Genomic DNA, 26966 nt, shown 5'->3' with positions numbered 1-26966 from the left:
TCATCGGGCAGGCGCAGGAAACGGTGCAGCACCGCACGTATCTTGAGAACTTCACAGTGGACGCGAGCATCTTTGTAGTAACAACAAGCTACTAAGTGCACATGGTGGATGCCTTGGCATCGAGAGCCGATGAAGGACGTTGGAGTCTGCGAAAAGCCCCGGGAAGGTGACAACCGACCTGTGATCCGGGGATGTCCGAATGGGGAAACCCACCTGGAGGAAAGTCCAGGTACCTGCGCCTGAACACATAGGGCGTCTGGAGGGAACGTGGGGAAGTGAAACATCTCAGTACCCACAGGAAGAGAAAACAACCGTGATTCCGGGAGTAGTGGCGAGCGAAACCGGAAGAGGCTAAACCTCAGTGATGTGATAGCCGGCAGGCGTTGTCGCTGAGGGGTTGTGGGGCCGAACTGTCGATTCTGCCGAATCGACGAAGAGTCATAAACCATGAGTGAAGTTGAAGCCGACTGGAAAGTCGTGGCAGAGAGGGTGAGACCCCCGTAAACGTAAGCTCATGGCTCTTGTTCGTCACCCCGAGTAACACCGAACCCCTGAAATTCGGTGTGAATCTGGCGGGACCACCCGTTAAGCCTAAATACTCCTCGATGACCGATAGCGGACAAGTACCGTGAGGGAAAGGTGAAAAGTACCCCGGGAGGGGAGTGAAATAGTACCTGAAACCATGTGCATACAATCCGTTGGAGCTCTTGCTTGGCAAGGGTGACAGCGTGCCTTTTGAAGAATGAGCCTGCGAGTTAGCGTGGTGTAGCGAGGTTAAGGCGAGAGCCGTAGCCGTAGCGAAAGCGAGTCCGAACAGGGCGACGTAGTTGCACCATCTAGACCCGAAGCGGAGTGATCTATCCATGGGCAGGTTGAAGCGCGGGTAAGACCGCGTGGAGGACCGAACCCACCTAGGTTAAAAACTGGGGGGATGACCTGTGGATAGGGGTGAAAGGCCAATCAAACTCCGTGATAGCTGGTTCTCCCCGAAATGCATTTAGGTGCAGCGTTGCGTGTTTCTTGTCGGAGGTAGAGCACTGGATGGGCTAGGGGGCCTACAAGCTTACTGAACTCAACCAAACTCCGAATGCCGATAAGTGAGAACGCAGCAGTGAGACTGTGGGGGATAAGCTTCATAGTCGAGAGGGAAACAGCCCAGACCATCAGCTAAGGTCCCAAAGCGATTGCTAAGTGGAAAAGGATGTGGAGTCGCAGAGACAACCAGGAGGTTGGCTTAGAAGCAGCCACCCTTGAAAGAGTGCGTAATAGCTCACTGGTCAAGTAATTCCGCGCCGACAATTTAGCGGGGCTCAAGCAATCCACCGAAGCTATGGCATTCATGCGTCAACCAGGCCTTCGTGGTCCAGGTGCATGGATGGGTAGGGGAGCGTCGTGTGGCGAGCGAAGCGGCGGGGTGACCCAGCCGTGGACGCCACACGAGTGAGAATGCAGGCATGAGTAGCGAATGAAGAGTGAGAAACTCTTCCACCGGATGACCAAGGGTTCCAGGGTCAAGCTAATCTTCCCTGGGTAAGTCGGGACCTAAGGCGAGGCCGACAGGCGTAGTCGATGGACAACGGGTTGATATTCCCGTACCGGCGCTGAATCGCCCATGCTGAATCCAGTGATGCTAAGTGCCCGAAGCTCACTTCAGCCTCTTCGGAGGCACTGGTGAGTGGAGCGCACGACCCGAACTGGTAGTAGGCAAGCGATGGTGTGACGCAGGAAGGTAGCTCAACCGCGTGCGATGGTAGACCGCGGCCAAGGTTGTAGGGCGAGTGATAGGCAAATCCGTCACTCATGTGCCTGAGAACTGATGGGGAGGCGCAAAGCCGAAGTGAGTGATCCTATGCTGCCGAGAAAAGCATCTAGCGAGATTTAGAGCCGCCCGTACCCCAAACCGACTCAGGTGGTCAGGTAGAGAATACTAAGGTGATCGAGTGAATCATGGTTAAGGAACTCGGCAAAATGCCCCCGTAACTTCGGGAGAAGGGGGGCCGGATTCGTCAGTGGATTTGCTCCACGAAGCGTTGAAGGCCGCAGAGACCAGGCCCAAGCGACTGTTTACTAAAAACACAGGTCCGTGCTAAGTCGAAAGACGCCGTATACGGACTGACTCCTGCCCGGTGCTGGAAGGTTAAGGAGACGTGTTAGCGCAAGCGAAGCACAGAACTTAAGCCCCAGTAAACGGCGGTGGTAACTATAACCATCCTAAGGTAGCGAAATTCCTTGTCGGGTAAGTTCCGACCTGCACGAATGGAGTAACGACTTGGGCGCTGTCTCAACCATGAACTCGGCGAAATTGCAATACGAGTAAAGATGCTCGTTACGCGCGGCAGGACGGAAAGACCCCGGGACCTTTACTATAGTTTGGTATTGGTGTTTGGTTCGACTTGTGTAGGATAGGTGGGAGACTGTGAAGCTCGGACGCCAGTTCGAGTGGAGTCATCGTTGAAATACCACTCTGGTCGTACTAGACATCTAACCTAGGTCCGTTATCCGGATCAGGGACAGTGTCTGATGGGTAGTTTAACTGGGGCGGTTGCCTCCCAAAGAGTAACGGAGGCGCCCAAAGGTTCCCTCAGCCTGGTTGGCAATCAGGTTTCGAGTGTAAGTGCACAAGGGAGCTTGACTGTGAGAGTGACAGCTCGAGCAGGGACGAAAGTCGGGACTAGTGATCCGGCGCTGGCATGTGGAAGCGGCGTCGCTCAACGGATAAAAGGTACCCCGGGGATAACAGGCTGATCTTCCCCAAGAGTCCATATCGACGGGATGGTTTGGCACCTCGATGTCGGCTCGTCGCATCCTGGGGCCGTAGCAGGTCCCAAGGGTTGGGCTGTTCGCCCATTAAAGCGGCACGCGAGCTGGGTTTAGAACGTCGTGAGACAGTTCGGTCCCTATCCGCCGCGCGCGTAGGAAACTTGAGAAAGGCTGTCCCTAGTACGAGAGGACCGGGATGGACGAACCTCTGGTGTGCCAGTTGTCCTGCCAAGGGCACGGCTGGTTGGCTACGTTCGGAAGTGATAACCGCTGAAAGCATCTAAGCGGGAAGCACGTTTCAAGATGAGGTTTCCCACTGGTTTACCAGGTAAGGCCCCCAGCAGACCACTGGGTTGATAGGCCGGAGGTGGAAGTGCAGCAATGCATGGAGCTGACCGGTACTAATAGGCCGAGGGCTTGTTTCTTACAAAGATCTGCGCGTCCACTGTGAGGTTCCCGAGATATGTTCGGGAACCAGCTCGACTGGTTCGAGATATCTCCATAGAGTTTCGGCGACCATGGCGAAGGTGAAATACCCGGTAACATTCCGAACCCGGAAGTCAAGCCCTTCAGCGCCGATGGTACTGCACTGGAGACGGTGTGGGAGAGTAGGACGTCGCCGGACTATCTTTAGCGCGAGGCCGCTCCTTCGGGAGCGGCCTCGCTGCATTTGAGGAGCTTGACAATGACGAACGACAGGACGCCGCGCCGGCCCTCCGGGCCCGGGCGTGGCAACGACCGCAAGCCGTCGGGCCGACCGAGCGGCGGCCCCCGTGGACGAGGCAAGCCCGCCGGCGGACGTCCGGCCGGTGGCCGACCCGGCGGATCGCGACGTGACGACGACCGGCGTCCCCGTCGCGAGGACACCGAGCGCACGGTCGACCAGAAGATCTACGACGGTCCGCCCATCCCCGACGACGTGAGCGCGAAGGATCTCGACAAGTACGCGCGGCAGCAGCTGCAGGGCCTGCCCGAGAAGCTCGCCGAGCGCGTCGCGCGCCACCTCGTGATGGCGGGTCTGCTGATCGAGTCCGATCCGGAGACGGCGCACCTGCACGCGCTCGCCGCCCGTGCCCGCGCCTCCCGCAACGGGTTGATCCGCGAGGCGTCCGGCGAGACGGCCTACGCCGCCGGCAAGTTCGCCGAGGCGCTCTCGGAGTTCCGTGCCGCCCGGCGGATGAACGGTCAGCGCCTGTACGCGCCGATGATGGCCGACTGCGAGCGCGCGCTCGGACGTCCGGAGAAGGCACTGGCCTACGACACCCCGGAGATCCGTTCGCAGCTCGACGACTCAGGTCAGGTGGAGCTCTCCATCGTCATGGCCGGCGCGCGTCGCGACCTCGGCCAGGCCGAGGCGGCTCTGCACCTCCTGGAGACGGAGTCGCTGCACAGCAAGTCGCGCGAGCCGTGGGTGGCCCGGTTGCGCTACGCCTATGCCGACACGCTGCTCGACCTCGGCCGCCGCGAGGAGGCCGTCGAGTGGTTCCACCGTGTGGTCGCTGTCGACGGCAACCACCTCACCGACGCCGAGGACCGGCTGGCGGCGCTGGAGGGCTGAACGCCGTCCACGCCGGCGGGCCACTCGTCCACAGGCGCGACCTCGGCGGCTCGGTGTCCACAGGGCCGGGTGTCGAGCCTGGGCCCATCCCCGTCCCCGGCGCCATGGTGGGAAGATGACCTCATCGAGCACCGACTCCCCACGTGTCGCCCACCGCAACGAGGTCGTCCTGCGCGGCCGCGTCTCCGCCGATCCCGAGACCAGGATCCTGCCGAGCGGTGACGTGCTCGTCACGTTCCGTCTCGTCGTCCAGCGCGATGCGCGCGCCCTCAAGGGCAGCAAGCAGACCGTCGACGTGATCGAGTGCGCGGCGTGGACGTCGCGGCTGCGGCAGAGGGCGGCACGTCTGCGCCCCGGTGCGGAGGTGGAGGTGAGTGGGGCGCTGCGGCGGCGGTTCTCGCGCCGCGCAGGTGGCCTGACCAGCCACGTGAGCGTGGAGCTGGCGGCTGTGACCGTCTCGTCGCCGGGTCGACGGTAGCCTCGCCCCATGGCACTGGCGACGACGGACCGTCCGCTGCACGAGATCCACGACGTCGCGCTGCTCGACCTCGACGGCGTGGTCTACGTGGGTCCCGATGCCGTGCCGCACGCACGCGAGGCCCTCGAGGCGGCGGCCGGTCGAGGGATGGGCATCGCCTACCTCACCAACAACGCCTCCCGGCGCCCCGAGGACGTGGCCGACCACCTGCGCGACCTCGGGATGCCCGTCAGTGGGACCGAAGCCGTCGTCACCTCGGCTCAGGCGGTGGCTCGCCTCATCGTGGACGACATCGGCCCCGGTGAGAAGGTCCTCGTCGCCGGCGGTGTCGGACTGCGCCACTGCCTCGAGGAGGTCGGACTGGTCCCTGTCGCTCGTCTGGGCGACGGTGTGCGAGCGGTCGTGCAGGGCTTCAGCCCCGACCTCACGTGGGCCGACCTGGCCGAGGCGTCGTACGCCGTCCATGCCGGGCTTCCGTGGTACGCGAGCAACACCGACCTGACGTTCCCGAGTGCGCGCGGCACGGCACCCGGGAACGGCTCGATGGTCCAGGCGGTGGCGAACGCCACGGGTCGCGCGCCCCGGGTCGCGGGGAAGCCCGAACGGGCGCTCTTCGAGGAGACCCTCGCCCGGCTGCGTCCAGGCTCACCGCTCATGGTGGGGGACCGCATCGACACCGACATCGACGGCGCGGCCGCTGCGGGGATCGACAGCCTGGCCGTCCTCACGGGCGTCAGCTCCTTGCAGACCGTCGCCGCGACCACCGCTGCGTCGCGACCGACCTATGTCGCCCCTGACCTCCGCGGGCTCCTCGTGGACCACCCGCCGGTCGAGATCGGGAGGGGCGACGCCCGTTGTGCCGACGCGCAGGTGCGTCACCTGGACGGCTCGCTGGAGTGGGACGGGTCCGGCGAGGCCCTGCACGCCGTCCGTGCCGCGATCGGCCTCGCGTGGGAGATCATCGACCGCGGTGACACCGTGCCCGCCGTCGACCACCTGCTGGCGGTGTCATGATGGTGCCTGTGAACGACTCCTCCGACGCGACGTCCGAGTCCGCACCCGACCGTCGGGCGGCCCTGGTCGCCCACGCGAGGTCCCTCGTGGTCGACCGACCCGAGCTCGCGCAGGTCCTCGAGCAGGTGGCCGGGCTCGACGAGGCCGGGCTCGCGGAGCACGTCGCCGTGCTCGACGCGGCCCACCAGCTGTTGCGCGACGCCCTCACCCCCCGGCGCCGTGAGGGCAGCGAGCGCCTGTGAGTCGACGGGTCCGCCTGGACGCGGAGCTGGTGCGTCGCAACCTCGCCCGGTCCCGCGAGCACGCCAGCACGCTGATCGCCGACGGCGCCGTCCTCGTCGCGGGCCGGACGGCGAGCAAGCCGGCCACGCAGGTCGGGACCGATCAGCCCATCGTGGTGCGCGAGGGTGACGACCCCGGCTGGGCCTCCCGCGGGGCGCACAAGCTCCTGGGCGCTCTCGAGGTGTTCGAGCCGCTGGGCCTGCGGGTCGAGGGTCGGACCTGCCTGGACGCCGGCGCCTCGACCGGCGGCTTCACCGACGTCCTCCTGCGTCGCGGCGCCTCACGCGTCCATGCCGTGGACGTCGGGTACGGACAGCTGGTCTGGACCCTGCGCACCGATGAGCGGGTCGTCGTGCACGACCGCACCAACGTCCGGTCCCTGACGCGGGAGTCGCTCGCCGACGTGCCGGACCTCGTCGTCTCCGACCTGTCCTTCATCTCCCTTACGGTGGTCATGCCCGCCCTCACCAGCGTCTGCCGGAGCGAAGGAGACATCGTGCTGATGATCAAGCCGCAGTTCGAGGTCGGTCGTGAGCACCTGGGCAAGAAGGGCGTCGTGCGGGACCCACGACAGCACGAGCGATCGGTCCTGGCGGTGTGCGCGAGCGCGAGCGCGCACGGTTGGGGGACGCGAGAGCTCGCGGCGAGCCCCCTCCCGGGGCCCGCGGGCAACGTCGAGTACTTCTGCTGGTTGCGCACCGACGCGCCGCCGGTCGATCCTGCGCGTGCCGCCGAGGTCGTCGCTGCGGGTCCCGCAGGTGGTGCGGCATGACCCGCCGGGTGCTGCTCACCGTGCACGTGGCCCGGCCGGAGGCCCTCGAGGTCGCCGAGCGTCTCGTGAGCGACCTGGTCGCCGCCGGGCTGGAGGTCTGTGTCCCCGATGCCGACCTGCCGGCCCTGAGCGGGGCAGGTGTCCACGACGTCGTCGGTGTCCCCACCGAGCCGGGAGCCGCCCGCGGTTGCGAGCTGGCCATCGTGCTCGGCGGCGACGGCACCATCCTGCGCACGATCGAGCTGTGTCGAGGGACCGACGCCCCGGTCCTCGGGGTGAACCTCGGGCACGTCGGCTTCCTGGCCGAGGCCGACGTCGAGGACCTGCAGCACGTGGTCAGGGGCGTGGTCCAACGCTCCTACAGCGTCGAGGAACGACTCACGCTCGACGTCGACGTCCGCGTCGCCGGCGAGGTGGTCGCCACGAACTGGGCGTTGAACGAGGCGTCGGTCGAGAAGGCGTCGCGTGAGCGCATGATCGAGCTGGTCGCCGAGGTCGACGGCAGGCCGCTGTCGCGCTGGGGCTGCGACGGCGTCGTGTGCGCCACCCCGACCGGCTCCACCGCCTACTCCTTCAGTGCCGGCGGCCCTGTCGTCTGGCCCGAGGTCCAGGCCCTCCTCGTGACCCCGATCAGTGCGCACGCCCTCTTCGCCCGACCGCTCGTGGTCTCCCCGGAGTCCTCGATCGCCGTCGAGGTGGTCGGGGTCGGCGCCTCGGGCGTGCTGTGGTGCGACGGTCGTCGCGCCGCGGACCTCCCCTCGGGTGCGCGGGTGGAGGTGCGGCGCGGCCGTCTCCCGGCGCGTCTCGCCCGGCTGCACGCCGGTCCGTTCACCGATCGACTCGTGCGCAAGTTCGACCTCCCGGTCGCCGGCTGGCGTGGCGCCGCCGAGCAGCGACGCCTCCGCGACGAGGAGGAGGACCGGGCCTGATGTGGCAGCACCTGCGACTCTCCTCCCTCGGCGTGATCGACTCCGCCGAGCTCGACCTGGACGCCGGCCTGACCGTCATCACCGGTGAGACCGGCGCCGGCAAGACGATGGTGGTCACCGCGCTCGGGCTGCTGCGTGGTGAACGAGCCGATGCCGGCCTCGTCCGGCACGGCACCGACCGGGCCCGGGTGGAGGCCAGCATCACCGTCCCCGCGGACTCCGCCGTCGCGCCGAGGGTCGAGGAAGCCGGGGGCTCGCTCGACGGGGACGTCGTGGTGCTGGCCCGGGTGCTCTCCGCGCAGGGACGCTCGCGGGCCGTCGCCGGCGGCGCGACCGTCCCGGCGTCCTTGCTGTCGGCGGTCACCGACGAGCTCGTCGCGGTGCACGGCCAGTCCGACCAGCACCGGTTGCTGCGTCCCAGCGAGCAGCGGGCGGCGCTCGACAGGCTTGCCGGCGAGGAGCTCGCCGTGCTGCTCGAGGAGTACCGTCCCGCCTTCGAGCGCCTCCTGTCGGCACGAGCGCGCCTGCTCGACGTCCGCGGTCATGCTCGCGAGCGCGCGCAGGAGCTCGACCTCCTGCGGCGGGGCCTGGAGGACGTGACGACGGTCGCGCCCGAGTCGGGCGAGGACGAGGCACTGCGCGCCGAGCAGAGCCGACTCGCGCACGCCGAGACCCTGGCCCGCGGGGCCGCCACCGCGCACGGACTCCTCAGCGCCGACCCCGACGGCAACGACGCCCGGACCCTCGCCGCCTCGGCCGCGCAGGCCCTCGGCGACGCCGCCGGGCACGACGAGGTGCTGGACCAGCTGGCTGCACGCGTCCGTGAGATCGGCATCCTGATCGACGAGGTGGGGACCGACCTCGGCTCCTACGCCGACGGCGTCGAGATCGACCCGGCTCGACTCGCGGCGGTCCAGGACCGGCTCGCCGCCCTGACCTCCCTGCAGCGCCGGTACGGGCCGGGCCTGGACGACGTCCTCGAGTGGGCGCAGGAGGCGGCGGTGCGCGCAGCCGACCTCGACTCCGACGACGACACCATCAGCACGCTCGAGGCCGAGGTAGCCGAGCTCGAGCCGAGACTCGCCGAGCTCGCCGCGCGCATGAGCGAGGTGCGGCTCTTCGCCGCGCGGCGACTCACCGACCTCGTCGAGTCCGAGCTCGTCCAGCTGTCCATGCCCTCGGCCCGTCTCGTCGTCGAGGTCCGGGGCACCGACCAGCTCCGCGCCCACGGTGCGGACGAGGTGGAGCTGCTCTTCGCCGCCAACAACGGCGCGCCTCCACGACCACTGGCCAAGGGGGCCAGTGGCGGTGAGCTGTCCCGCGTGATGCTGGCTCTGGAGGTCGTGCTGGCCGACCGTACGAGCGTGCCGACGCTCGTCTTCGACGAGGTCGACGCCGGGATCGGCGGGCGGGCGGCCGTCGAGGTCGGACGGCGGCTCGCACGGCTCGCCGAGCACGCGCAGGTCCTGGCCGTGACCCACCTCCCGCAGGTGGCCGCCTTCGCGGACCACCACTTCCACGTGGCGAAGGACGACGACGGTCAGGTCACGAGCAGCACCGTACGCCGGCTGGAGGACGGCGACCGGGTGGACGAGCTGGCTCGCATGCTGGCCGGTCAGGACGACTCCAGCGCCGCACAGGAGCACGCTCGTGAGCTCCTCGCCCTCGCCGGGCGCCGCTGATCCAGCGGCCGGACACGGCCACGCCGCGAGCGGTGCGCCGAAACGCTGCCCGTGCGTGACACCATGGCTGCGATGTCACGAAGGAAGAGCCGCCGCGAGTCAACCGTCCCCTCCTCCGACGGATCGACCCCGCCCGAGACCCCGCCCACGGAGCCGGACGAACCGGCCGTGGAGGGCGTGGCGAAGTTCGCCCGTCCCGGCGACAACGCTGCCCGGTCCCTGAAGCCCGGTGACATCGCCGTCGTCGACCTCACCGACATCGACCGTGCCCAGGCCGAGGCGCTCGTCGCCCGTCAGGTCCGTGCCGTCGTCAACGCCGGTTCCTCCTCCACGGGTGCCTACCCGAACCTCGGCCCCTCCGTCCTCGCCGAGGCCGGGGTGCTGCTCGTGGACCGGGTCGGCCAGAGGGTCTTCGCCGATCTGCGCAGCGGTGACAGGATCTCGATCCGTGGGGGAGCGGTGCTCAAGGGCGACAAGGTCGTCGTCCGTGGTCAGGCGATGGACGACGCCGCCGTCTCGGCGAGTCTCGGCGCGGCCGAGCAGGGCCTGGCGACCCAGCTCGGCTCGCTCACGGCGAACGCCGCCGACCACCTCGAGCGCGAGCGCGCCATGCTGCTGGAAGGAGCGCGCGTCCCTCGCCTGGCCAAGCGGCTGCGCGGCCGCCCGGTCGTGGTGGTCTCCACGACCTACGACTGGCAGGACGATCTGGCCTCCCTCAAGCGCTTCCTGCGCGAGCGGGACCCCGTCGTCATCGCCGTCGGCGAGGCGGCCGACGAGCTGCTGTCGCGCAAGATCCGCCCCCACGTCGTCCTCGGCCCGGTCGACACCCTGTCGGACCGGGCGTTGCGCAGCGGTGCCGACGTGATCGCCACCAGCGGTGCCGGTCAACCCGTGGGGCACGAACGGTTCGAGAAGGCCGAGGTGGACGTCCACACCTTCGTGGCCGCCGGTCAACCCTCCGACCTCGCGATCGTGGTGGCGGAGGAGAACGACGCACCCGTCATCGTGCAGGTGGGCCAGCCCAAGGACCTGGTGCAGTTCCTGGAGCGCGGTGCCGCCGAGGTGGCCAGCTCGTTCGTGACCCGCCTGCGCGCGAGTCGGCGGCTCGTCGACGCCGCTGCCGTCGCCCAGCTCAGCGCCCGCTCGGTCTCGGCGTGGCCGATCCTGCTGCTGCTGGTGGTGAGCGTGGCCGCCGTCGCGGTGGCCCTCGCCTCCACGCCCGTCGGTCAGGAGTGGTTCGCGTCCCTGACCGAGGCCCTCCCGGACCTCCGCACCCGTCTCGAAGGACTCCTTCCGTGATCAGCTTCCGCTACCACCTCGTCTCCGTGGCCGCCGTGTTCGTGGCGCTCTCCCTCGGTCTGGTCCTGGGCTCGGGCTACCTCGCCCAGTCCGTCTCCACCGCCGGCGGCGGTGGCCAGGACGGTGACGAGGGTCTGACCTCCTTCGAGGACGGCTTCGCCGCGCGGACGGTACCGGGCCTGGTCGACGGCACGCTCGAGGACCGCACCGTGGTCGTGCTCACCATGCCGAGCGCTCGTGCCGAGGAGGTCGACCCGCTCGTGGAGACCCTCGAGGCGGCCGGTGCGACGGTCACCGGACGCGGCGCGTTGTCGAGCACGCTCGTCGACCCGGCCAACCGTCAGTTCGCGGAAAGCGTCGCCGAGGAGTCGGCCACCGACGTCGAGTCGGTGACCGCAGCGGGCGACGCCTACACCCGCGTCGGTGCCGCGCTCGCCCGTTCGGTGGTCGGCGAAGGGGCACGCGACGACCAGGCGCGCACCATCTCCTCGGCGTTCGTCGAGGGGGAGCTGCTGAGCTGGGAGAGCGAGCCCTCCGACGCCGCCGACCTCGTCGTCGTGGTGGCCGGACCCGGCCGCTCGGGCGACGCAGCCTCGGCCCTCGGCCCGATGCTCACGGCGATCGATTCCGCGAGCACGGCGACGCTGCTCGCCGGGCCGTCGCGCTCCAGCCTCGACGGCGGACTGGTGGCCGCGATCCGCGACTCCGACGTCGCCGGCGAGATCTCCACGGTCGACGTGCTCGACACCGCGGCCGGCCGCGGCGTCGCGACGCTCGCTCTGGCCCGGGCCGCGGCGGACGACAACGGCGACTGGGGCACCGACCGCAGTGCCGACGGAGCCGTGCCCCAGTCCTAGTGCCCAGTCCTAGTGCCCGTGCCTCGGGGCCGAGTGTCGTGGTCCGAGGCGGCGTGGATCATTGGTAGGCTGGAATCCCGTGGAGCCGACTCGCCGTCGGCGTCCGTCCGATCAGGTTCGAACCACGGGAGATCCCTTGTCCGGTAACCCCCTCTCCGGGAGTTCTGTCACCAAGCACGTGTTCGTCACCGGGGGGGTCGCCTCCTCGCTCGGCAAGGGCCTCACGGCCTCGAGCCTGGGTCGTCTGCTGAAGTCGCGAGGGCTGCGTGTCACGATGCAGAAGCTCGACCCGTACCTCAACGTCGATCCGGGCACGATGAACCCGTTCCAGCACGGGGAGGTCTTCGTCACCGAGGACGGCGCGGAGACCGACCTCGACATCGGTCACTACGAGCGCTTCCTCGACGAGGACCTCGTGGGCCGTGCCAACGTCACCACCGGTCAGGTGTACTCCGAGGTCATCGCCCGCGAGCGTCGCGGCGACTACCTCGGCGACACCGTGCAGGTGATCCCGCACATCACGAACGAGATCAAGGACCGGATGCTCGCGATGGGCGGTCCGGACGTCGACGTCGTCATCCACGAGATCGGCGGCACGGTCGGTGACATCGAGAGCCAACCGTTCCTGGAGTCGGCCCGGCAGGTCCGGCACGAGATCGGCCGGGGCAACGCCTTCTTCCTGCACGTCTCCCTCGTGCCCTATCTGGCACCGTCCGGGGAGCTCAAGACCAAGCCGACCCAGCACTCCGTCGCCGCGCTGCGCTCCATCGGCATCCAGCCCGACGCCATCGTCTGCCGCTCCGACCGCGACATCCCCGAGGGCGTCAAGCACAAGATCTCGCTCATGTGCGACGTCGACACCGAGGCCGTCGTCACCGCGAGCGACGCCCCCTCGATCTACGACATCCCCAAGGTGCTGCACCGCGAGGGCCTCGACGCGTACGTCGTGCGACGTCTGGACCTGCCGTTCCGTGACGTCGACTGGACGGAGTGGGACGAGTTGCTGCGCCGCGTGCACCGACCCGCCGAGGAGGTCACGATCGCGCTCGTCGGCAAGTACATCGATCTTCCCGATGCCTACCTCTCCGTCGGTGAGGCCCTGCGCGCCGGAGGCTTCGCCCACGAGACCCGGGTGAACCTGCGCTGGGTGCCGTCCGACGAGTGCGCCACGGAGGCCGGAGCGGCCCGGCTGCTCGGCGACGTCGACGGCATCTGCGTCCCCGGCGGCTTCGGCATCCGCGGCATCGAGGGGAAGATCGGTGCGCTCACCTATGCGCGGACGCGTGGCATCCCGGTGCTCGGTCTGTGCCTCGGCCTGCAGTGCATCGTCATCGAGTACGCCCGCGAGGTCGCAGGGATCGCCGGCGCCAGCTCCTCGGAGTTCGACCCGGACGTCGAGGCGCCGGTCATCGCGACGATGGCCGAGCAGGAGGCCTTCGTCGAGGGCGCGGGAGACCTGGGCGGGACGATGCGTCTCGGTGCGTACCCGGCCGCGCTCGCCGAGGGCAGTCTCGTGCGTTCCCTCTACGGCGCGGCGCGGGTCGACGAGCGTCACCGTCACCGCTACGAGGTCAACAACGCCTACCGGGAGCAGATCGAGCGGGCAGGACTCGTGTTCTCCGGCACCTCCCCGGACGGCACGCTCGTGGAGTTCGTGGAGCTGCCACGCGAGGTGCACCCCTTCTACGTCGCCACCCAGGCCCACCCCGAGCTCGTCTCCCGCCCGACCCGTCCGCACCCGCTGTTCGCCGGACTCGTCGAGGCCGCCCTGCGGCGCCAGCGGGAGACCCGGCTGCCGGTCGAGCCGGACATCGACGTCGCGCCGCAGACCGCCGACCCGACGGTGGACCCGGCGGAGGCCTCGTGACCGGACACCCGCGCCTGCCCGGACGGATCGCGCGGGTCGACGACGTCCGCGACCGGACCGACTCGTGGCCCGTCGTGCACGAGGACGTGCCCTACGCGACGGGTTACCTGCGACTGAGCCACGAGACGATCGAGGCGCCCGACGGCACCACCCACGAACGGGCGGTCGTGCGACCCCACGGCGCGGTCGCGGTGCTGGCGATCGACGAGGACGACCGGGTCCTCCTCGTGGCGCAGTACCGGCACCCCGTCGGGATGCGCATGGCCGAGCTCGTCGCGGGGACGCTGGACGTGGCGGGCGAGAGCCCGGCCGAGGCCGCGGCACGCGAGCTCGCCGAGGAGGCCGAGCTGGTGGCAGGCACGTGGAGTAGCCTGCTGCGCCTGACCGCCACACCGGGCTACTCCAGCGAGCAGTGGGAGGTCTTCACCGCGACCGACCTCCGCCCGATCCCCGAGGAGGACCGGGTCGAGCGTCACGGCGAGGAGGCCGGGATCGAGCAGTGGTGGCTCGGCTTCGACGACGCCGTCGAGGCCGTCCTGTCCGGGGCGGTCAGCGACGCGCTCACCGTCGCGGCCGTCCTCGCCGAACGGACGCGTCGAGCGCGACCATGAACGATCTCGAGCGGACCGTCGGCGACTACCTGAGCCACCTCGGGGTGGAGCGGGGACTTGCCGCGAACACGCTCTCGAGCTACCGACGCGACCTGCGCCGCTACGTCGCCTTCCTCCTCGCGCGAGAGGTCGAGGACGTCTGCTCGATCCAGGAGTCCGACGTCCTGGCCTTCCTGGCCGCGCTGCGCACCGGTGATGAGGACCATGCCGCCCTCGGGCCGGCGAGCACTGCCCGGGCCGTCGTGGCCGTCCGCGGGTTCCACCGCTTCTGCCTGCGCGAGCAGGTCGTGGCCGTCGACGTCTCCGCGGCGGTCAAGCCACCCCGTCCGGCGACGAGGCTGCCGAAGGCTTTGCCGCTGGCCGACGTCGAGGCCATCCTGGCCGCGGCCAGTGCTCCCGGGACCGCCCTGGCGTCCCGCGACCGTGCTCTGCTGGAGATCCTCTACGGCACGGGCGCTCGCATCTCCGAGGCCGTCGGCCTCGACGTCGACGACCTCGACGTCGACGAGGGCACCGCGCTGCTGCGCGGCAAGGGTGGAAAGCAGCGCATCGTCCCGGTGGGCTCCTACGCGCTCGAGGCGGTCGTCGACTACCTGCGGTCCTCGCGTCCGCGGTTGGTCAGCGCGTCGAGTCCAGGGCCGGCCGTGTTCCTCAACGCCCGCGGTGGGCGCCTCAGCAGGCAGAGCGCGTGGACGGTCCTCGTGAAGGCCGCGCGGGCCGCAGGCATCTCCCAGGAGGTCTCCCCGCACACCCTGCGGCACAGCTTCGCGACCCACCTGCTCGACGGCGGAGCCGACGTCCGCGTCGTGCAGGAGCTGCTCGGTCACGCCTCGGTCACCACGACGCAGATCTACACGCTGGTGACCGTCGAGAAGCTGCGGGAGATCTACGCGACGGCGCATCCTCGCGCACTCGGGTGAGGGTAGAGTGTCCCGGACGTGCCACGAGGACGCCCACGACCACCGACAGGACAGGACTTCGATGAGTGACGAGCTGGGTCCCACCGGGCGTCCACTCCCCACCTTCGCTCCTCCCGCTCCTCGGCAGCCGGGCCGCCGCGCCCACGTCATCGCCCTGTGCAACCAGAAGGGCGGCGTCGGCAAGACCACCACGACGATCAACCTCGGCGCCGCGTTGGCCGAGGCCGGACGGCGCGTCCTGCTCGTCGACTTCGACCCCCAGGGGTCGATGACCGTCGGCCTGGGCTTCAACGCCCACGAGCTCGAGCAGAGCATCTACCACGTCCTGATGGACGCCGAGCTCGGGCTCAAGGACATCCGCCTCGAGACCTCCGTGCCGAACCTCGACCTCGTCCCGGCGAACATCGACCTCTCCGCGGCCGAGATGCGACTGGTCACCGAGGTGGGCCGCGAGCAGGCGCTCGCGCGCACCCTCCGTCCGGTGCTCCACGAGTACGACGTGATTCTCATCGACTGCCAGCCCTCCCTGGGCCTGCTAACGGTCAACTCCCTCACCGCCGCCGACGGCGTCATCATCCCGCTGGAGTGCGAGTACTTCGCCCTGCGAGGCGTCGCGCTGCTGAAGGAGACGATCGAGAAGGTCCGCGACCGCACCAACTTCGACCTGCAGATCATCGGCCTGCTCGGCACGATGTACGACGGGCGCACGCTGCACGGACGCGAGGTGCTGCAGACGCTCGTCCAGGGGTGGGGCGACCTCGTCTTCCACACCGTCATCCGCCGCACCGTCAAGTTCTCCGACGCGACCGTCGCCGGCGAACCCATCACCGCGTACGCGTCGAGCTCGCCGGGAGCCGAGGCCTACCGCCAGCTCGCACGGGAGGTGCTGCAGCGATGCCCCGACGCGTGAACATGCCCGGGGCGGACGAGCTGTTCCGCTCCACTGCTCGCGAGGCCGCGACGCCCGAGACCTCCGCTTCGGCTCCGGCTCCGGCTCCGGAGGACGCCACCGCCTCGCGCTCCGGCAGCGGACGGGTGAAGCACGACGAGAAGATGACCGTCTACGTCACCTCCGACGAGCTGCTCGCCATCGAGCAGGCACGGTTGCGGCTGCGCCGCGCCCTGGGTCGCAACGTCGACCGCGGTCGGCTCGTGCGCGCAGCCCTGGCGGTGGCGCTGGAGGACCTCGAGGCGCGCGACACCGACAGCGACATCGCCGAGCGCCTGCGCGAGGCATGAGCGTCGCGTCGGCACCGAGCGGTGAGTTCACGGTCGACGTCGGTGTCTTCGAGGGGCCGTTCGACCTGCTGCTGCAGCTGATCTCCAAGCACCAGCTGGACGTCACCGAGGTGGCGCTCTCCCGGGTGACCGCCGACTTCGTGCAGTACATCGCGACGATGGACGGCGACCTGGAGCAGACGACCCACTTCCTGCTCGTGGCCTCCACGCTGCTCGACCTCAAGACCGCCCGTCTGCTCCCGCAGGCCGAGGTGGACGACGAGGAGGACCTCGCCCTCCTCGAGGCGAGGGACCTGCTGTTCGCCCGCCTGCTGCAGTACCGGGCCTTCAAGCAGGTCGCAGCCCAGCTGGGACAGCGGTACGCCCGTGAGGCACGCCGCCACCCGAGGACGGTCGGGCTGGAGCCGCGGTTCGCCGAGCTGCTGCCGGAGGTGCTCATCTCCGTCGGGCCGCACGAGCTCGCGCAGATCGCCGCGAAGGCGCTGGAGCCGAAGCCCGAGCCGATCCTGTCCCTCGGACACCTTCACGCACCGACGGTCAGCGTCCGTGAGCAGGCGCACCTCGTCGTCGACCGGCTGCGGCGCGACCGCTCGACGACGTTCCGCGCGCTCACGGCCGACGCCGACCTCATGACCACCGTGGCGCGATTCCTGGCCCTGCTCGAACTGTTCCGCGAGGGCGTCGTCGCCTTCGACCAGGCCTCGCCCCTCGGCGACCTGCACCTGCGGTGGACGGGCAGCGACGAGGGCGAGATCGACGTGAGCGCCGAGTTCGACGAGGCCGCGGCCGAGGACCCCCAGGAGGACACCGATGAGTGAGCAGGACGACCGGCCGCACGAGCTGGAGCTGGAGATGCTCGAGCTCCGCCCCGCGCTCGAGGCGGTGCTCATGGTCGCCGACCAGCCGTTGGACCACCTGACCCTCGCGCAGGCCGTCGGCCACCCGCCCTCGGACGTGACGGCGACCCTGGCCGCGCTGTCCCAGGAGTACGACGAGCAGGGCCGGGGCTTCGAGCTGCGCGCGCTCGCCGGCGGGTGGCGCTACGTCACGAGGGAGGAGTTCGCGCCCGCGGTGGAGCGGTTCGTCACCGACGGGCAGCAGGCCCGGCTCACGCAGGCCGCGCTGGAGACCCTCGCCGTCGTCGCCTACCGCCAGCCGATCAGCCGCTCGAGGATCTCCGCGATCCGCGGCGTCAACGTCGACGGCGTGGCGCGCACGCTCGTCACCCGCGGTCTCATCGAGGAGGCAGGGACCGACGCCGAGAGCGGAGCGATCCTCTACCGCACCACCAGCTACTTCCTCGAGCGGATGGGGCTGGACTCCGTCGACCAGCTGCCCGAGATCGCGCCGCTGCTGCCGGAGATGGACGACGACGAGGATCCCGAGACGCTCGGTCGGCCGCAGCCGCCGGCCGAGCAGGCGTCGGTGCAGGAGGAGCATGATGCCTGAGGTCGAGGGCATCCGGTTGCAGAAGGTGCTCGCCCAGGCGGGGGTCGCCAGCCGGCGTCGGTGCGAGGAGCTGATGCTCGCCGGCGAGGTCGAGGTGAACGGGGAGGTCGTCGAGCGCATGGGCACGCGGGTGGACCCCGCCCGCGACGTCATCCGCGTCCAGGGCAGGCGCATCCCTCCGCCGAGCGACCACATCCACCTCCTGCTGAACAAGCCGCGCGGCGTCGTGTCGTCCATGGCCGACGAGCAGGGCCGGCCGGACCTCTCCGCACTGGTCGCGGACCGTCCCGAGCGGCTCTTCCACGTCGGCCGTCTCGACACCGACACCTCCGGGCTGCTCCTGCTGACCAACGACGGCGACCTGGCCCACAAGCTCGCCCACCCTTCCTTCGAGATCACCAAGACGTACGTCGCCCTCGTCGACGGTGCGGTCTCCGACGGTCTCGGTCGCCGGTTGCGCGAGGGCGTCGAGCTGGACGACGGGCCCGCACAGGTGGACCGGTTCGTCGTCAAGGACCGCGCGCGTGGTCGCTCCATGGTCGAGCTGGACCTGCACATGGGCCGCAACCGGATCGTGCGTCGCCTGCTGGCGGAGGTCGGTCACCCGGTGCGTGAGCTGACCCGCACGGCCTTCGGCCCCTTGAGCCTGGGCGGGCTCGGCGTCGGCGAGATCCGGGACCTCTCCCGTGAGGAGCTCGGCGCACTGTTGGATAGCGTGGCGTCATGACGACGCCTGCGGATCCCCAGGGTGCCGCGGACCCGGGGTTGCCGCCGACGGTGGTGATCGGGTGCGGTCTCATCGGCACGTCGATCGCGCTCGGCCTGCGCGGCCACGGCATCGACGTCCACCTGCGCGACGCGGATCCTGAGCACCTGCGCGCAGCCGTCGACCGCGGAGCCGGCAGTCCCGAACCTGCGGCCGACCCCGCTCTCGTCGTCGTCGCCGTTCCTCCTGCTGCGACGGTCGAGGCCGTCGTCGATGCGCTGCGCGAGTGGCCGCGTGCCGTCGTCACGGACGTCGCCAGCATCAAGGACCGAGTGGTGACCGGGGTCGACGCCGTCGACGACTCCGGACGGTTCGTCGGCAGCCACCCCATGGCAGGCAGTGAGCGGTCCGGACCGGAGGCGGCGTCGGCACAGCTGTTCGAGGGCCGGCCCTGGGTGATCACACCTGGTCGCAGCGCCGCGGACGAGGCCGTCCGTCTCGTCGAGGAGGTCGCGGTGATGCTCGGCGGCGTGCCCGTGACCATGGAGCCCGCCACGCACGACGAGGCCGTGGCGCTGGTCTCGCACGTGCCGCAGGTGATGTCGTCGCTGACCGCCGCACGCCTCCTGGAGGCTCCCAGCGCGCACCTCGCCCTGGCCGGCCAGGGGGTCCGGGACGTGACGAGGGTCGCCGGCAGCGACCCGACGCTGTGGCGCGAGATCCTGCGGGGGAACGCCGTCGCGGTGCGTTCGATCCTGCGCTCGGTCCGCCAGGACCTCGACACCGTGCTCGCGGCTCTGGAGGACGAGTCCGATGTCGCGGAGCTCCTCGTCACCGGTCGACGTGGGTCCGAACGACTGCCGGGCAAGCACGGAGGCGTGCAGCCCGAGCTGGCCGTCGTCCTCGTGCAGGTCTCCGACCGTCCGGGCGAGCTGTCCCGACTGTTCGCCAGGGTCGGCCAGATCGGGGTCAACATCGAGGACCTCCGCATCGATCACGAGCTCGGTCGTTTGGTCGGGCTGGTGGAGATCTCCGTGCTGGCCGACCGGGCCGACCACCTCGTCGAGGAGCTCGTGACGTCCGGCTGGACGGCGTACCGATGACGCGCCGACCGCTCGCCCCGCCAGCCACCCTCACCCGCTCTCCGAGGAGTACCACCGCGTGAACGCCCCACTCGTCGTCGCCGTCGACGGCCCGTCCGGATCGGGCAAGTCCAGCACCGCCCGCGGCGTCGCCCGCGCGCTGTCCCTGGCGTACCTGGACACCGGCGCCATGTACCGGGCCATGACCTGGGCGCTCCTGCAACGGGGGGTCGACCCGACCGACGCCGAGGCCGTGGCGCAGGTAGCGGAGCAGGTGCGCCTGGTCAGCGGGACCGACCCCGACGCCCCCACGATCGAGGCCGACGGGGTGGACGTCTCCGTCCCGATCCGCGGCCCGCAGGTGACGGCGGCGGTCAGTCCCGTCTCGGCGGTGCCGTACGTGCGCCGTCTGCTCGTGCAGCAGCAGCGAGCGGTCATCGAGGCGGCAGGGGACGGCATCGTGGTCGAGGGCCGCGACATCGGTTCGGTCGTCGCGCCGGACGCCCCGGTGAAGGTCTTCCTGGTCGCCGATCCGGTGGCCCGCGCGGCCAGGCGGGCGGCGGAGGACGGTTCGGACGACGCAGCCGCGACGTTGGCCTCCCTGGAACGTCGCGACGCCATCGACTCCACCCGCGCGGCGTCGCCCCTGGTGCGTGCCGACGGAGCGGTCGAGATCGACGGCACCCACCTGAGCCTGGAGGAGGTCGTCGACCGCGTCGTCGCGCTGGTGCGGGAGGTGCGCCGGTGAGTGGTCGCCACCCGGCCGCCGCACCCGACGTCCCTGCTCGGCCCCTGCCCGAGACGGGACTGAGACTGCTTCGACCGATCGCGTCGCGCATCATGGCTCGCCGCTGGGACATCCGTGAGCGCGGCGCGCACCACGTGCCGGAGCGGGGACCGGTCATCTTCGCCAGCAACCACATCGGGTGGCTCGACGGACCGCTCCTGGTCGGGCGGGCGCCACGTCCGGCCCACGCCCTCACCAAGCGCGAGGCGTTCGAGGGAGCGCTCGGCGTGCTGCTTCGACTCACCGGACAGATCCGGGTCGATCGCGAGGCCAACGACGTCGGCGCGCTGCGCACGGCTGCCGGCGCCCTGGCCGCCGGGCAGAGTGTCGTCGTGTTCCCCGAAGCGGTGCGCGGGAGCGGCGACTTCGCCGTCGTGAAGCCGGGCATCGGGTGGTTGGCCCTCGTCAGCGGGGCCCCCGTGGTCCCCGTGGTGCTCGTGGGGACGCGAGGTCCGGGACAGCACGCGGACGCCCGCCCGCAGCCGGGTGCGCGGTTCCACGTCCTCTACGGACGTCCCGTCACCTTCCCGGCCCAGGCCTGGCCGCGCCCGCGTGAGACAGTGGACGCCGTGACCGACCAGATCCAGCAGCACCTGCGCGAGCACCTCGAGCGCGCCTTGCGCACCGAGGCGCTCGAGCTGCCCGGCCCCCTGCCCGCGGAGGAGCTCCATGGCTGAGCGCATCCCCGTCCTGGCGATCATCGGCCGGCCCAACGTCGGCAAGTCCACGCTCGTCAACCGCATCATCGGACGACGCGAGGCCGTCGTCGAGGACATCCCCGGCGTCACCCGCGACCGCGTGCCGTACGACGCGGAGTGGAACGGCAAGGCGTTCACCGTCGTCGACACCGGCGGGTGGGACCCCGACGCCCGAGGACTGGCCGAGCGCATCGCGGCCCAGGCCGAGGTCGCCGTCCAGGCCGCCGACGCGGTCCTGTTCGTCGTCGACGCCACCGTCGGCATCACCGATGCCGACGAGGCGGTCGTGCGCATCCTGCGGGCCGCCGGCAAGCCGGTCGTCCTGGCGGCCAACAAGGTCGACGACCAGCGCGGCGAGCTCGAGGCGGCGTCGTTGTGGAACCTCGGTCTCGGCGAGCCCTACCCCGTCTCCGCCCTCCACGGGCGCGGCAGCGGTGACCTCCTCGACGCGGTGCTCGACGCGCTGCCCGAGGCGCCCGACGACGAGGACGAGCCCGAGGGTGGTCCGCGACGCGTCGCGATCATCGGCCGACCGAACGTCGGCAAGTCGAGCCTGCTGAACAAGCTCGCCCGCGAGGACCGCGTCGTCGTCGACGACGCCTCCGGGACCACGGTCGACCCCGTCGACGAGCTCGTGGAGCTCGGGGGGCGGACGTGGCGGTTCATCGACACCGCGGGCATCCGCCGTCGCGTTCGCGAGGCGTCCGGGCACGAGTACTACGCGAGCCTGCGCACCGGAGGTGCGCTGGAGCGTGCCGAGGTGGCGGTGGTCATCGTCGACGCCAGCCAGACGCTGTCCGAGCAGGACACCCGGATCATCTCCCAGGCGGCCGAGGCGGGCCGGGCGCTCGTCGTGGCGTTCAACAAGTGGGACCTCGTCGACGACGAGCGGCGCTACTACATCGAGCGCGAGATCGAGCGTGAGCTCGTGCAGGTGGCGTGGGCCCCGCGCATCAACATCGCCGCCCGGACGGGGTGGCACGTCGACCGCCTCGTGCGCGCCCTCGACACCGCCCTCGAGGGGTGGGAGACGCGCGTCGGAACAGGTGCGCTCAACGCGTTCCTCGGCCGGCTCGTCTCCGAGCACCCCCACCCCGTGCGGGGTGGCAAGCAGCCCAAGATCCTGTTCGGGACGCAGGCGTCCACCGCGCCACCCACCTTCATCCTGTTCACCTCCGGCAAGCTCGAGGCCGGCTACCTGCGCTTCGTCGAGCGTCGCCTGCGCGAGGAGTTCGGGTTCGCCGGGACACCGATCCACATCCAGCAGCGTCCGCGTGAGAAGCGCGGCCGCCGCTAGGTGCCTCCGCGTTCCCCGCTCCCGTCACGCGACGGTCTGTCGCCGGCCTGGATCCGCACGCCGGACCGCGATCCGTCGTCGTCACCGCCGTGGGCCAGCATGGGGGAGTGGTTGCGTGACAAGCTCCCCGAGCGGGTGGACGTCGAGGCCCTGCTGGCCGGCGAACGCCTGGTGTACCAGGACGGCACCGTGCTCCTTGCCGACGACGCGTACCGCCCGCACACCTTCGTGTGGTTCCACCGTGACCTGCGTGACGAGGCGGTGGTACCGGGCACGATCGACGTCCTCCACCGCGACGAGCGCCTGGTCGTGGTCGACAAGCCTCCGTTCCTGGCCACGATCCCGCGGGGTCAGCACGTGACGCAGAGCGTGGTGGTGCGGCTCAGACGAGAGCTCGACCTGCCGGAGCTGACCCCGGCGCACCGGCTGGACAGGGTCACCTCCGGGGTCCTCGTGCTGGTCACCCAGCGGCGGTGGCGAGGCGCCTACCAGCAGCTGTTCGCGCGTCGAGAGGTCGTCAAGACCTACCGAGCCCTCGTGCCCCACCGGCCCGGTGTCGAGGTGCCGCCGGTCATCCGCAACCACATCCGCAAGGACCGCGGAGCCCTGCGGGCCGTCGTCGTGCCGGGGGCACCCGTGAACGCGGAGACGCACCTCGTGCACGAGTCCAGCGGACCGGACGGGGACGTCCTCCGGTTGCGTCCGCTCACCGGCCGCACCCACCAGCTGCGGCTGCACCTCAGCGGCATCGGCCTGCCGATCGTCGACGATCCCCTGTACCCCGAGGTCAGGGACGTCGCGGTCGACGACTTCTCCCGGCCCCTGCAGCTGCTCGCCGCCGAGCTGGCCTTCGTCGACCCGGTCGACGGGTCCGCGCGCCGATTCGTCAGCCTGCGACGGCTGCCTCTTCGCCCCGGCCCGGGTGTCGGACCGCCCGCGTCGGTGGGGTAAGGTGGCCGAGGTCCGACGGGCTGTGGCGCAGCTTGGTAGCGCACGTGACTGGGGGTCACGGGGTCGCAGGTTCAAATCCTGTCAGCCCGACGTAAAGCCCAGGTGAGAGCAGGCTTCTCACCTGGGCTTCGTCATGTCCGGCGGTCGCTCTTCGTGGTCCCCCTGGCGCTCTCGCCGGCAGTCACCGGTCTGAACGGGGAACAGCCACGTGCGCCACGTACGCCCTCCGCGTCGAGAAGGGAACAGCGAAGCAACATCGACGTCAAACGGACGAAACATGACCTCCGTACGGTTTCGATAACTCGTAGAAACCTCGAAGGGAAGGTCCATCGTGACGTCAAAGGACTCGACGGTCGACGCCGTCGGACAGCGGCTCAAGGACGACGGCGTGCGATTCGCGATCGCCGGGTACACCGATCTGCACGGCAACCTCAAGGGCAAGATGGTCCCGATCGGGCACTTCGCCGACATGGCGGGCGGCTCCGAGCTCTTCACCGGCGCCGCACTCGACGGACTCCCGCAGGAGGTCAACGAGGAGGAGCTGTCCGCGCGGCCCGACCTCGACCGCGGGATCGTCATGCCGTGGCGGCGCGACGTCGCACTGTTCCTGTCCCGGCTGACCGTCGGGGGAGAGGACTTCGCTGCCTCGACACGCAACGTCCTGGAGCGTCAGACGGAGGCCGCCGCGCAGGAGGGCCTCGCCATGAACCTCGGTGTCGAGACCGAGTTCTTCGTGCTCCACGAGGGTGAGACGCAGACCGACAACGTCAGCGACCGCGACACCCTCGACAAGCCCTGCTACGCCGTGCCGCCGCTGCTGGACAACCTGCACTGGATGACCGAGCTCGTCGACCACATGAACGAGCTCGGCTGGGACGTGTACTCCTTGGACCACGAGGACGCCCGCGGCCAGTTCGAGATCGACTTCGCCTACTCCGACGCGATGACGATGGCCGACCGCGTCGTCATCTTCCGCACGATGGCGAACGAGGTGGCCCGCAAGCACGGTGCCTACGCCTCCTTCATGCCCAAGCCCTTCGCCGACCGCAGCGGCTCCGGCGCGCACTTCAACATGTCCCTCGCCGACCTCGCCACCGGCGCCAACCTGTTCGAGAGCGACCAGGATCCCCGCGGTGCCGGGCTGAGCGACCTCGGCTACCACTTCGCGGCCGGCATCGTGCGCCACGCCGCCGCGATCTGCGCCGTCATCGCCCCGACGGTCAACAGCTACAAGCGCCTCGTCCGGCAGGGCAGCATGTCCGGCTCGACGTGGGCTCCGATCTTCGCCAGCTGTGGCAACAACAACCGCACCAACATGTTGCGCATCCCGCTCGGGGGCGGTCGGGTTGAGTGCCGCGCCGTCGACTCCGCGGCCAACCCGCACCTCGCTGCGGCCCTCCTGCTCGCCGCCGGTCTGGAGGGAATCCGGGAGAAGGCTGAGCTCGACGACTTCCACACCGAGAACCTGCACGCCGTCGATCCCCGCGAGTACGACAAGCGCGGGTTGGTCCTGCTGCCGAGGACCCTCGAGGAGGCCATCGACGCGTTCGAGGCGGACCCGTTCACGCAGGAGGTCTGTGGCAAGGAGCTGTGGTCGTCGTTCATCGACCTCAAGCGGGACGAGTGGGCGTCGTACGCCACGGCCGTCACCGACTGGGAGCGCGACCGCTACCTGCGCTTCTACTAAGCGAAGGGCCGAGCCATGGGAACCGACATGGGAACGCCCGGCACCCTCGGGCTCGAGGATCTCGACCTCGAGTCGGGGGAGTCGATGCCGACCGCCGAGGTGCACTACCGGGTCCACGGGCCCGCTTCGGGTGCCGAGGCGACGGTGCTGCTGCCGACCTACTACACCGGCACCGACGCCAGCTACGCCCCGTGGATCGGTCCCGGCCGCGCGCTCGACCCGACGAGGCACCGCATCGTCGTCGTCAACCACCTCGGAGGAGGGGTCTCGACCTCGCCCTCCACGACGGGTGGTCCGTTCCCGCACGTGAGCATCGGTGACCTCGCCGGTGTCGCGTGGCTCGTGCTCGAGTCGCTCGGCATCGAGCACGTCGACCTCGCGGCCGGCTGGTCGCTGGGCGGCATGCAGGCCCTCGAGCTCGCCGCCCAGCGTCCGGGCGACGTCGCGACCGTGCTGGCCGTGTGCTCGGCCGCGCGCTGCTCGGCGATCAACCGGGTCTTCCTGGAGTCGGTCGCTGCGGTGCTGCGCGTCGACTCCGAGCTGGGCGTGGGACCGGCGGCACGAGGGCTCGACGCGTTCGGTCGGGTCTACGCCGGCTGGGCCTACTCGGAGGAGTTCTTCGAGGACGGTCACTTCACCGAGCTGGGCTACAGCAGCATCACCGACGTCCTCGAGTCCTGGGGCGCGGACCACGTCCAGCACGACGCGCTCGACCTGCTCGCGAGCCTGCGTACGTGGCTGGCGGCCGACGTCGCGCTCGGGTCCGTCCGCGCTCGCACCGTGCTCATGCCGTCGAGCACCGACCGCTACTTCACCCCGGCCGAGAACGAGAAGGAGGTCGCGGCGCTGTCCCACGGCGCGCTGTGGACCCTCGTCTCACCGCTCGGTCACGTCGCCGGTCGACCCGGCGTGCGACGTCAGGAGCAGGCCCTCGTCGACGAGGCGCTGCGAGCGCTCCTGGATCCGTCGACCCGCACCAGCACACAACCGAAGGAGAACATGACATGACGCTCAACGTGGTGGTCGCCGGACTGCCCAAGGCTGTGCAGGGTGCCACCGACCCCGATGAGGGGATCTGGCTCACCGACGAGCAGAAGGCTCGCATCACCGGTGTCGCCGACGACGTGTGGCTGGAGCACGTCCCGGTCTCGGTGCTCAACGCAGGGCAGGCGCCACAGCGTCCTCCGCACGCGATCATGGTCGAGACCAGCGGCTCCAAGCCCGAGCTCGACGTCGAGCAGGGGATCCTCACCGGACCCGGCTTCGAGCAGCTCATGAACTCGGACCTGAGACTGCTGCAGTCCATGAGCGCCGGCGCCGAGCACCTGGTGCGGATCATCCCCGAGGGCGTCACGCTCGCCAACGCCTCGGGCGTGGCCGCGAACGCCATCGCCGAGACGGTGATCGCCGGGATCCTCGGCGACGCCAAGCTGCTCCGGCAGCGCTGGGCCCACCAGCAGTCCCGCACGTGGCGTGAGCTGCCGGCTCGCGAGCTCGAGGGATCGGTCCTCACCGTCCTCGGCACCGGCAACATCGGGGCCCGCACGGCGCAGGTCGCCAAGGTGCTCGGGATGCACACGATCGGCGTCAACCGGCGCGGTAACGCCGTGGACGGATTCGACGAGGTCGTGGCGACGCCGTCGCTGCACGAGGTGCTCGGTCGCTCGGACTACTTCCTCGTCGCGGCCCCGCTCACGCCCGAGACCCGAGGGCTCGTCGACGCGGACGCGGTCAAGGCCATGAAGCCGGGCTGCTGGATCTCGAACGTCGCCCGCGGAGCGATCTGTGATCCGGGCGCCATCATCGACGGACTGCACTCGGGCCGGCTGCGCGGAGCCCTCATCGACTGCCACGTCGAGGAACCACTGCCCGCGGAAGACCCCCTGTGGAGTGCACCGGGTGCCGAGGTGCTTCCTCACGACTCGCACGCCTCGCAGCTGCTCGGAGACCGTCAGGTGGACGTCTTCGTCGACAACCTGCAGCGCCTCGTCGACGGCCGCGAGTTCCGCAACGTCGTCGACCTGGCCCGTGGCTACTGAGG

The 26966-nt window shown here is 69.8% G+C and carries 25 protein-coding genes, 1 tRNA gene and 2 rRNA genes; all 28 read left to right on the top strand.

Translation table 11 applies throughout. The features are described 5' to 3' along the window. The first annotated feature begins 81 nt into the window (after positions 1–81). The 28 genes from ABD213_RS01415 (at position 82) to ABD213_RS01280 (ending at position 26964) form a co-directional block, all read left to right on the top strand. Positions 82–3185 (top strand): 23S ribosomal RNA (locus ABD213_RS01415). A gap of 83 nt (positions 3186–3268) precedes the next feature. Next, a 5S ribosomal RNA gene (rrf, locus tag ABD213_RS01410) occupies positions 3269–3385 on the top strand. 60 nt (positions 3386–3445) lie between these two features. Continuing rightward, the gene (locus ABD213_RS01405) at positions 3446–4318 is read left to right on the top strand and encodes a tetratricopeptide repeat protein (RefSeq protein ID WP_344323417.1); all 873 of its coding nucleotides are present in this window, start codon (positions 3446–3448) and stop codon (positions 4316–4318) included. A gap of 115 nt (positions 4319–4433) precedes the next feature. After that, positions 4434–4796, top strand: a complete 363-nt coding sequence (locus ABD213_RS01400) for a single-stranded DNA-binding protein (protein ID WP_344323414.1) — start codon at positions 4434–4436, stop codon at positions 4794–4796. A gap of 9 nt (positions 4797–4805) precedes the next feature. Further along, entirely contained in the window at positions 4806–5810 is a 1005-nt protein-coding gene (locus ABD213_RS01395; RefSeq protein WP_344323411.1) for an HAD-IIA family hydrolase, read from the top strand. 8 nt (positions 5811–5818) lie between these two features. Beyond that, entirely contained in the window at positions 5819–6052 is a 234-nt protein-coding gene (locus ABD213_RS01390) for a hypothetical protein (RefSeq protein ID WP_344323409.1), read from the top strand. Continuing rightward, positions 6049–6864 (top strand): TlyA family RNA methyltransferase, encoded by an 816-nt coding sequence (locus ABD213_RS01385; RefSeq protein WP_344323407.1) that lies wholly within the window; start codon positions 6049–6051, stop codon positions 6862–6864. The genes ABD213_RS01390 and ABD213_RS01385 overlap by 4 nt, the downstream gene beginning before the upstream one ends. Further along, complete coding sequence (locus tag ABD213_RS01380; protein ID WP_344323405.1) at positions 6861–7793, top strand: NAD kinase; 933 nt, start codon at positions 6861–6863, stop codon at positions 7791–7793. The genes ABD213_RS01385 and ABD213_RS01380 overlap by 4 nt, the downstream gene beginning before the upstream one ends. Then, positions 7793–9475, top strand: coding sequence for a DNA repair protein RecN (gene recN, locus ABD213_RS01375; protein WP_344323402.1), 1683 nt, complete (start codon positions 7793–7795; stop codon positions 9473–9475). Before ABD213_RS01380 ends, recN begins: the two co-directional genes overlap by 1 nt. A gap of 168 nt (positions 9476–9643) precedes the next feature. Then, positions 9644–10774: a putative cytokinetic ring protein SteA gene (gene steA / locus ABD213_RS01370; protein ID WP_344323399.1), complete on the top strand. Its 1131-nt coding sequence runs from the start codon at positions 9644–9646 to the stop codon at positions 10772–10774. Then, positions 10771–11631 carry a copper transporter gene (locus ABD213_RS01365; RefSeq protein ID WP_344323397.1) on the top strand — a complete coding sequence of 287 codons (861 nt, stop codon included), beginning with the start codon at positions 10771–10773 and terminating at the stop codon, positions 11629–11631. The genes steA and ABD213_RS01365 overlap by 4 nt, the downstream gene beginning before the upstream one ends. Positions 11632–11767: 136 nt before the next feature. After that, positions 11768–13498 carry a CTP synthase gene (pyrG, locus tag ABD213_RS01360; RefSeq protein ID WP_344323395.1) on the top strand — a complete coding sequence of 577 codons (1731 nt, stop codon included), beginning with the start codon at positions 11768–11770 and terminating at the stop codon, positions 13496–13498. Beyond that, positions 13495–14109, top strand: a complete 615-nt coding sequence (locus ABD213_RS01355; RefSeq protein ID WP_344323392.1) for an NUDIX domain-containing protein — start codon at positions 13495–13497, stop codon at positions 14107–14109. The genes pyrG and ABD213_RS01355 overlap by 4 nt, the downstream gene beginning before the upstream one ends. Beyond that, a complete protein-coding gene (gene xerD / locus ABD213_RS01350) occupies positions 14106–15029 on the top strand; it encodes a site-specific tyrosine recombinase XerD (protein ID WP_344323390.1) in 924 nt (307 codons plus the stop codon). The genes ABD213_RS01355 and xerD overlap by 4 nt, the downstream gene beginning before the upstream one ends. Before the next feature lie 61 nt (positions 15030–15090). Then, a complete protein-coding gene (locus ABD213_RS01345) occupies positions 15091–15939 on the top strand; it encodes a ParA family protein (protein WP_344323387.1) in 849 nt (282 codons plus the stop codon). Beyond that, positions 15924–16268: a hypothetical protein gene (locus tag ABD213_RS01340; protein ID WP_344323385.1), complete on the top strand. Its 345-nt coding sequence runs from the start codon at positions 15924–15926 to the stop codon at positions 16266–16268. The genes ABD213_RS01345 and ABD213_RS01340 overlap by 16 nt, the downstream gene beginning before the upstream one ends. Continuing rightward, positions 16265–17086, top strand: a complete 822-nt coding sequence (locus ABD213_RS01335) for a segregation and condensation protein A (RefSeq protein WP_344323382.1) — start codon at positions 16265–16267, stop codon at positions 17084–17086. The genes ABD213_RS01340 and ABD213_RS01335 overlap by 4 nt, the downstream gene beginning before the upstream one ends. Continuing rightward, entirely contained in the window at positions 17079–17717 is a 639-nt protein-coding gene (gene scpB, locus ABD213_RS01330; protein ID WP_344323379.1) for an SMC-Scp complex subunit ScpB, read from the top strand. The genes ABD213_RS01335 and scpB overlap by 8 nt, the downstream gene beginning before the upstream one ends. Next, complete coding sequence (locus ABD213_RS01325) at positions 17710–18444, top strand: pseudouridine synthase (protein ID WP_425546015.1); 735 nt, start codon at positions 17710–17712, stop codon at positions 18442–18444. The genes scpB and ABD213_RS01325 overlap by 8 nt, the downstream gene beginning before the upstream one ends. Further along, positions 18441–19526 carry a prephenate dehydrogenase gene (locus ABD213_RS01320; RefSeq protein ID WP_344323375.1) on the top strand — a complete coding sequence of 362 codons (1086 nt, stop codon included), beginning with the start codon at positions 18441–18443 and terminating at the stop codon, positions 19524–19526. The genes ABD213_RS01325 and ABD213_RS01320 overlap by 4 nt, the downstream gene beginning before the upstream one ends. Before the next feature lie 58 nt (positions 19527–19584). Further along, complete coding sequence (cmk, locus tag ABD213_RS01315) at positions 19585–20253, top strand: (d)CMP kinase (RefSeq protein WP_344323373.1); 669 nt, start codon at positions 19585–19587, stop codon at positions 20251–20253. Further along, positions 20250–20969, top strand: coding sequence for a lysophospholipid acyltransferase family protein (locus ABD213_RS01310; protein ID WP_344323370.1), 720 nt, complete (start codon positions 20250–20252; stop codon positions 20967–20969). Before cmk ends, ABD213_RS01310 begins: the two co-directional genes overlap by 4 nt. Continuing rightward, complete coding sequence (gene der, locus ABD213_RS01305) at positions 20962–22287, top strand: ribosome biogenesis GTPase Der (RefSeq protein ID WP_344323368.1); 1326 nt, start codon at positions 20962–20964, stop codon at positions 22285–22287. Before ABD213_RS01310 ends, der begins: the two co-directional genes overlap by 8 nt. 99 nt (positions 22288–22386) lie before the next feature. Continuing rightward, positions 22387–23238: a pseudouridine synthase gene (locus ABD213_RS01300; protein WP_344323366.1), complete on the top strand. Its 852-nt coding sequence runs from the start codon at positions 22387–22389 to the stop codon at positions 23236–23238. 16 nt (positions 23239–23254) lie between these two features. Next, positions 23255–23328: transfer RNA gene (locus ABD213_RS01295), tRNA-Pro, on the top strand. A gap of 241 nt (positions 23329–23569) precedes the next feature. Continuing rightward, positions 23570–24925, top strand: a complete 1356-nt coding sequence (gene glnT, locus ABD213_RS01290) for a type III glutamate--ammonia ligase (RefSeq protein WP_344323364.1) — start codon at positions 23570–23572, stop codon at positions 24923–24925. Between the two features lie 15 nt (positions 24926–24940). Then, entirely contained in the window at positions 24941–25933 is a 993-nt protein-coding gene (locus ABD213_RS01285) for an alpha/beta fold hydrolase (RefSeq protein ID WP_344323362.1), read from the top strand. Next, complete coding sequence (locus ABD213_RS01280) at positions 25930–26964, top strand: D-2-hydroxyacid dehydrogenase (RefSeq protein WP_344323358.1); 1035 nt, start codon at positions 25930–25932, stop codon at positions 26962–26964. Before ABD213_RS01285 ends, ABD213_RS01280 begins: the two co-directional genes overlap by 4 nt. Positions 26965–26966: the final 2 nt, after the last annotated feature.

Origin of the sequence: Aeromicrobium halocynthiae (assembly GCF_039531385.1) — a bacterium.
Taxonomy (GTDB): domain Bacteria; phylum Actinomycetota; class Actinomycetes; order Propionibacteriales; family Nocardioidaceae; genus Aeromicrobium; species Aeromicrobium halocynthiae.
This window is presented reverse-complemented; position numbering and strand designations above follow the sequence as displayed.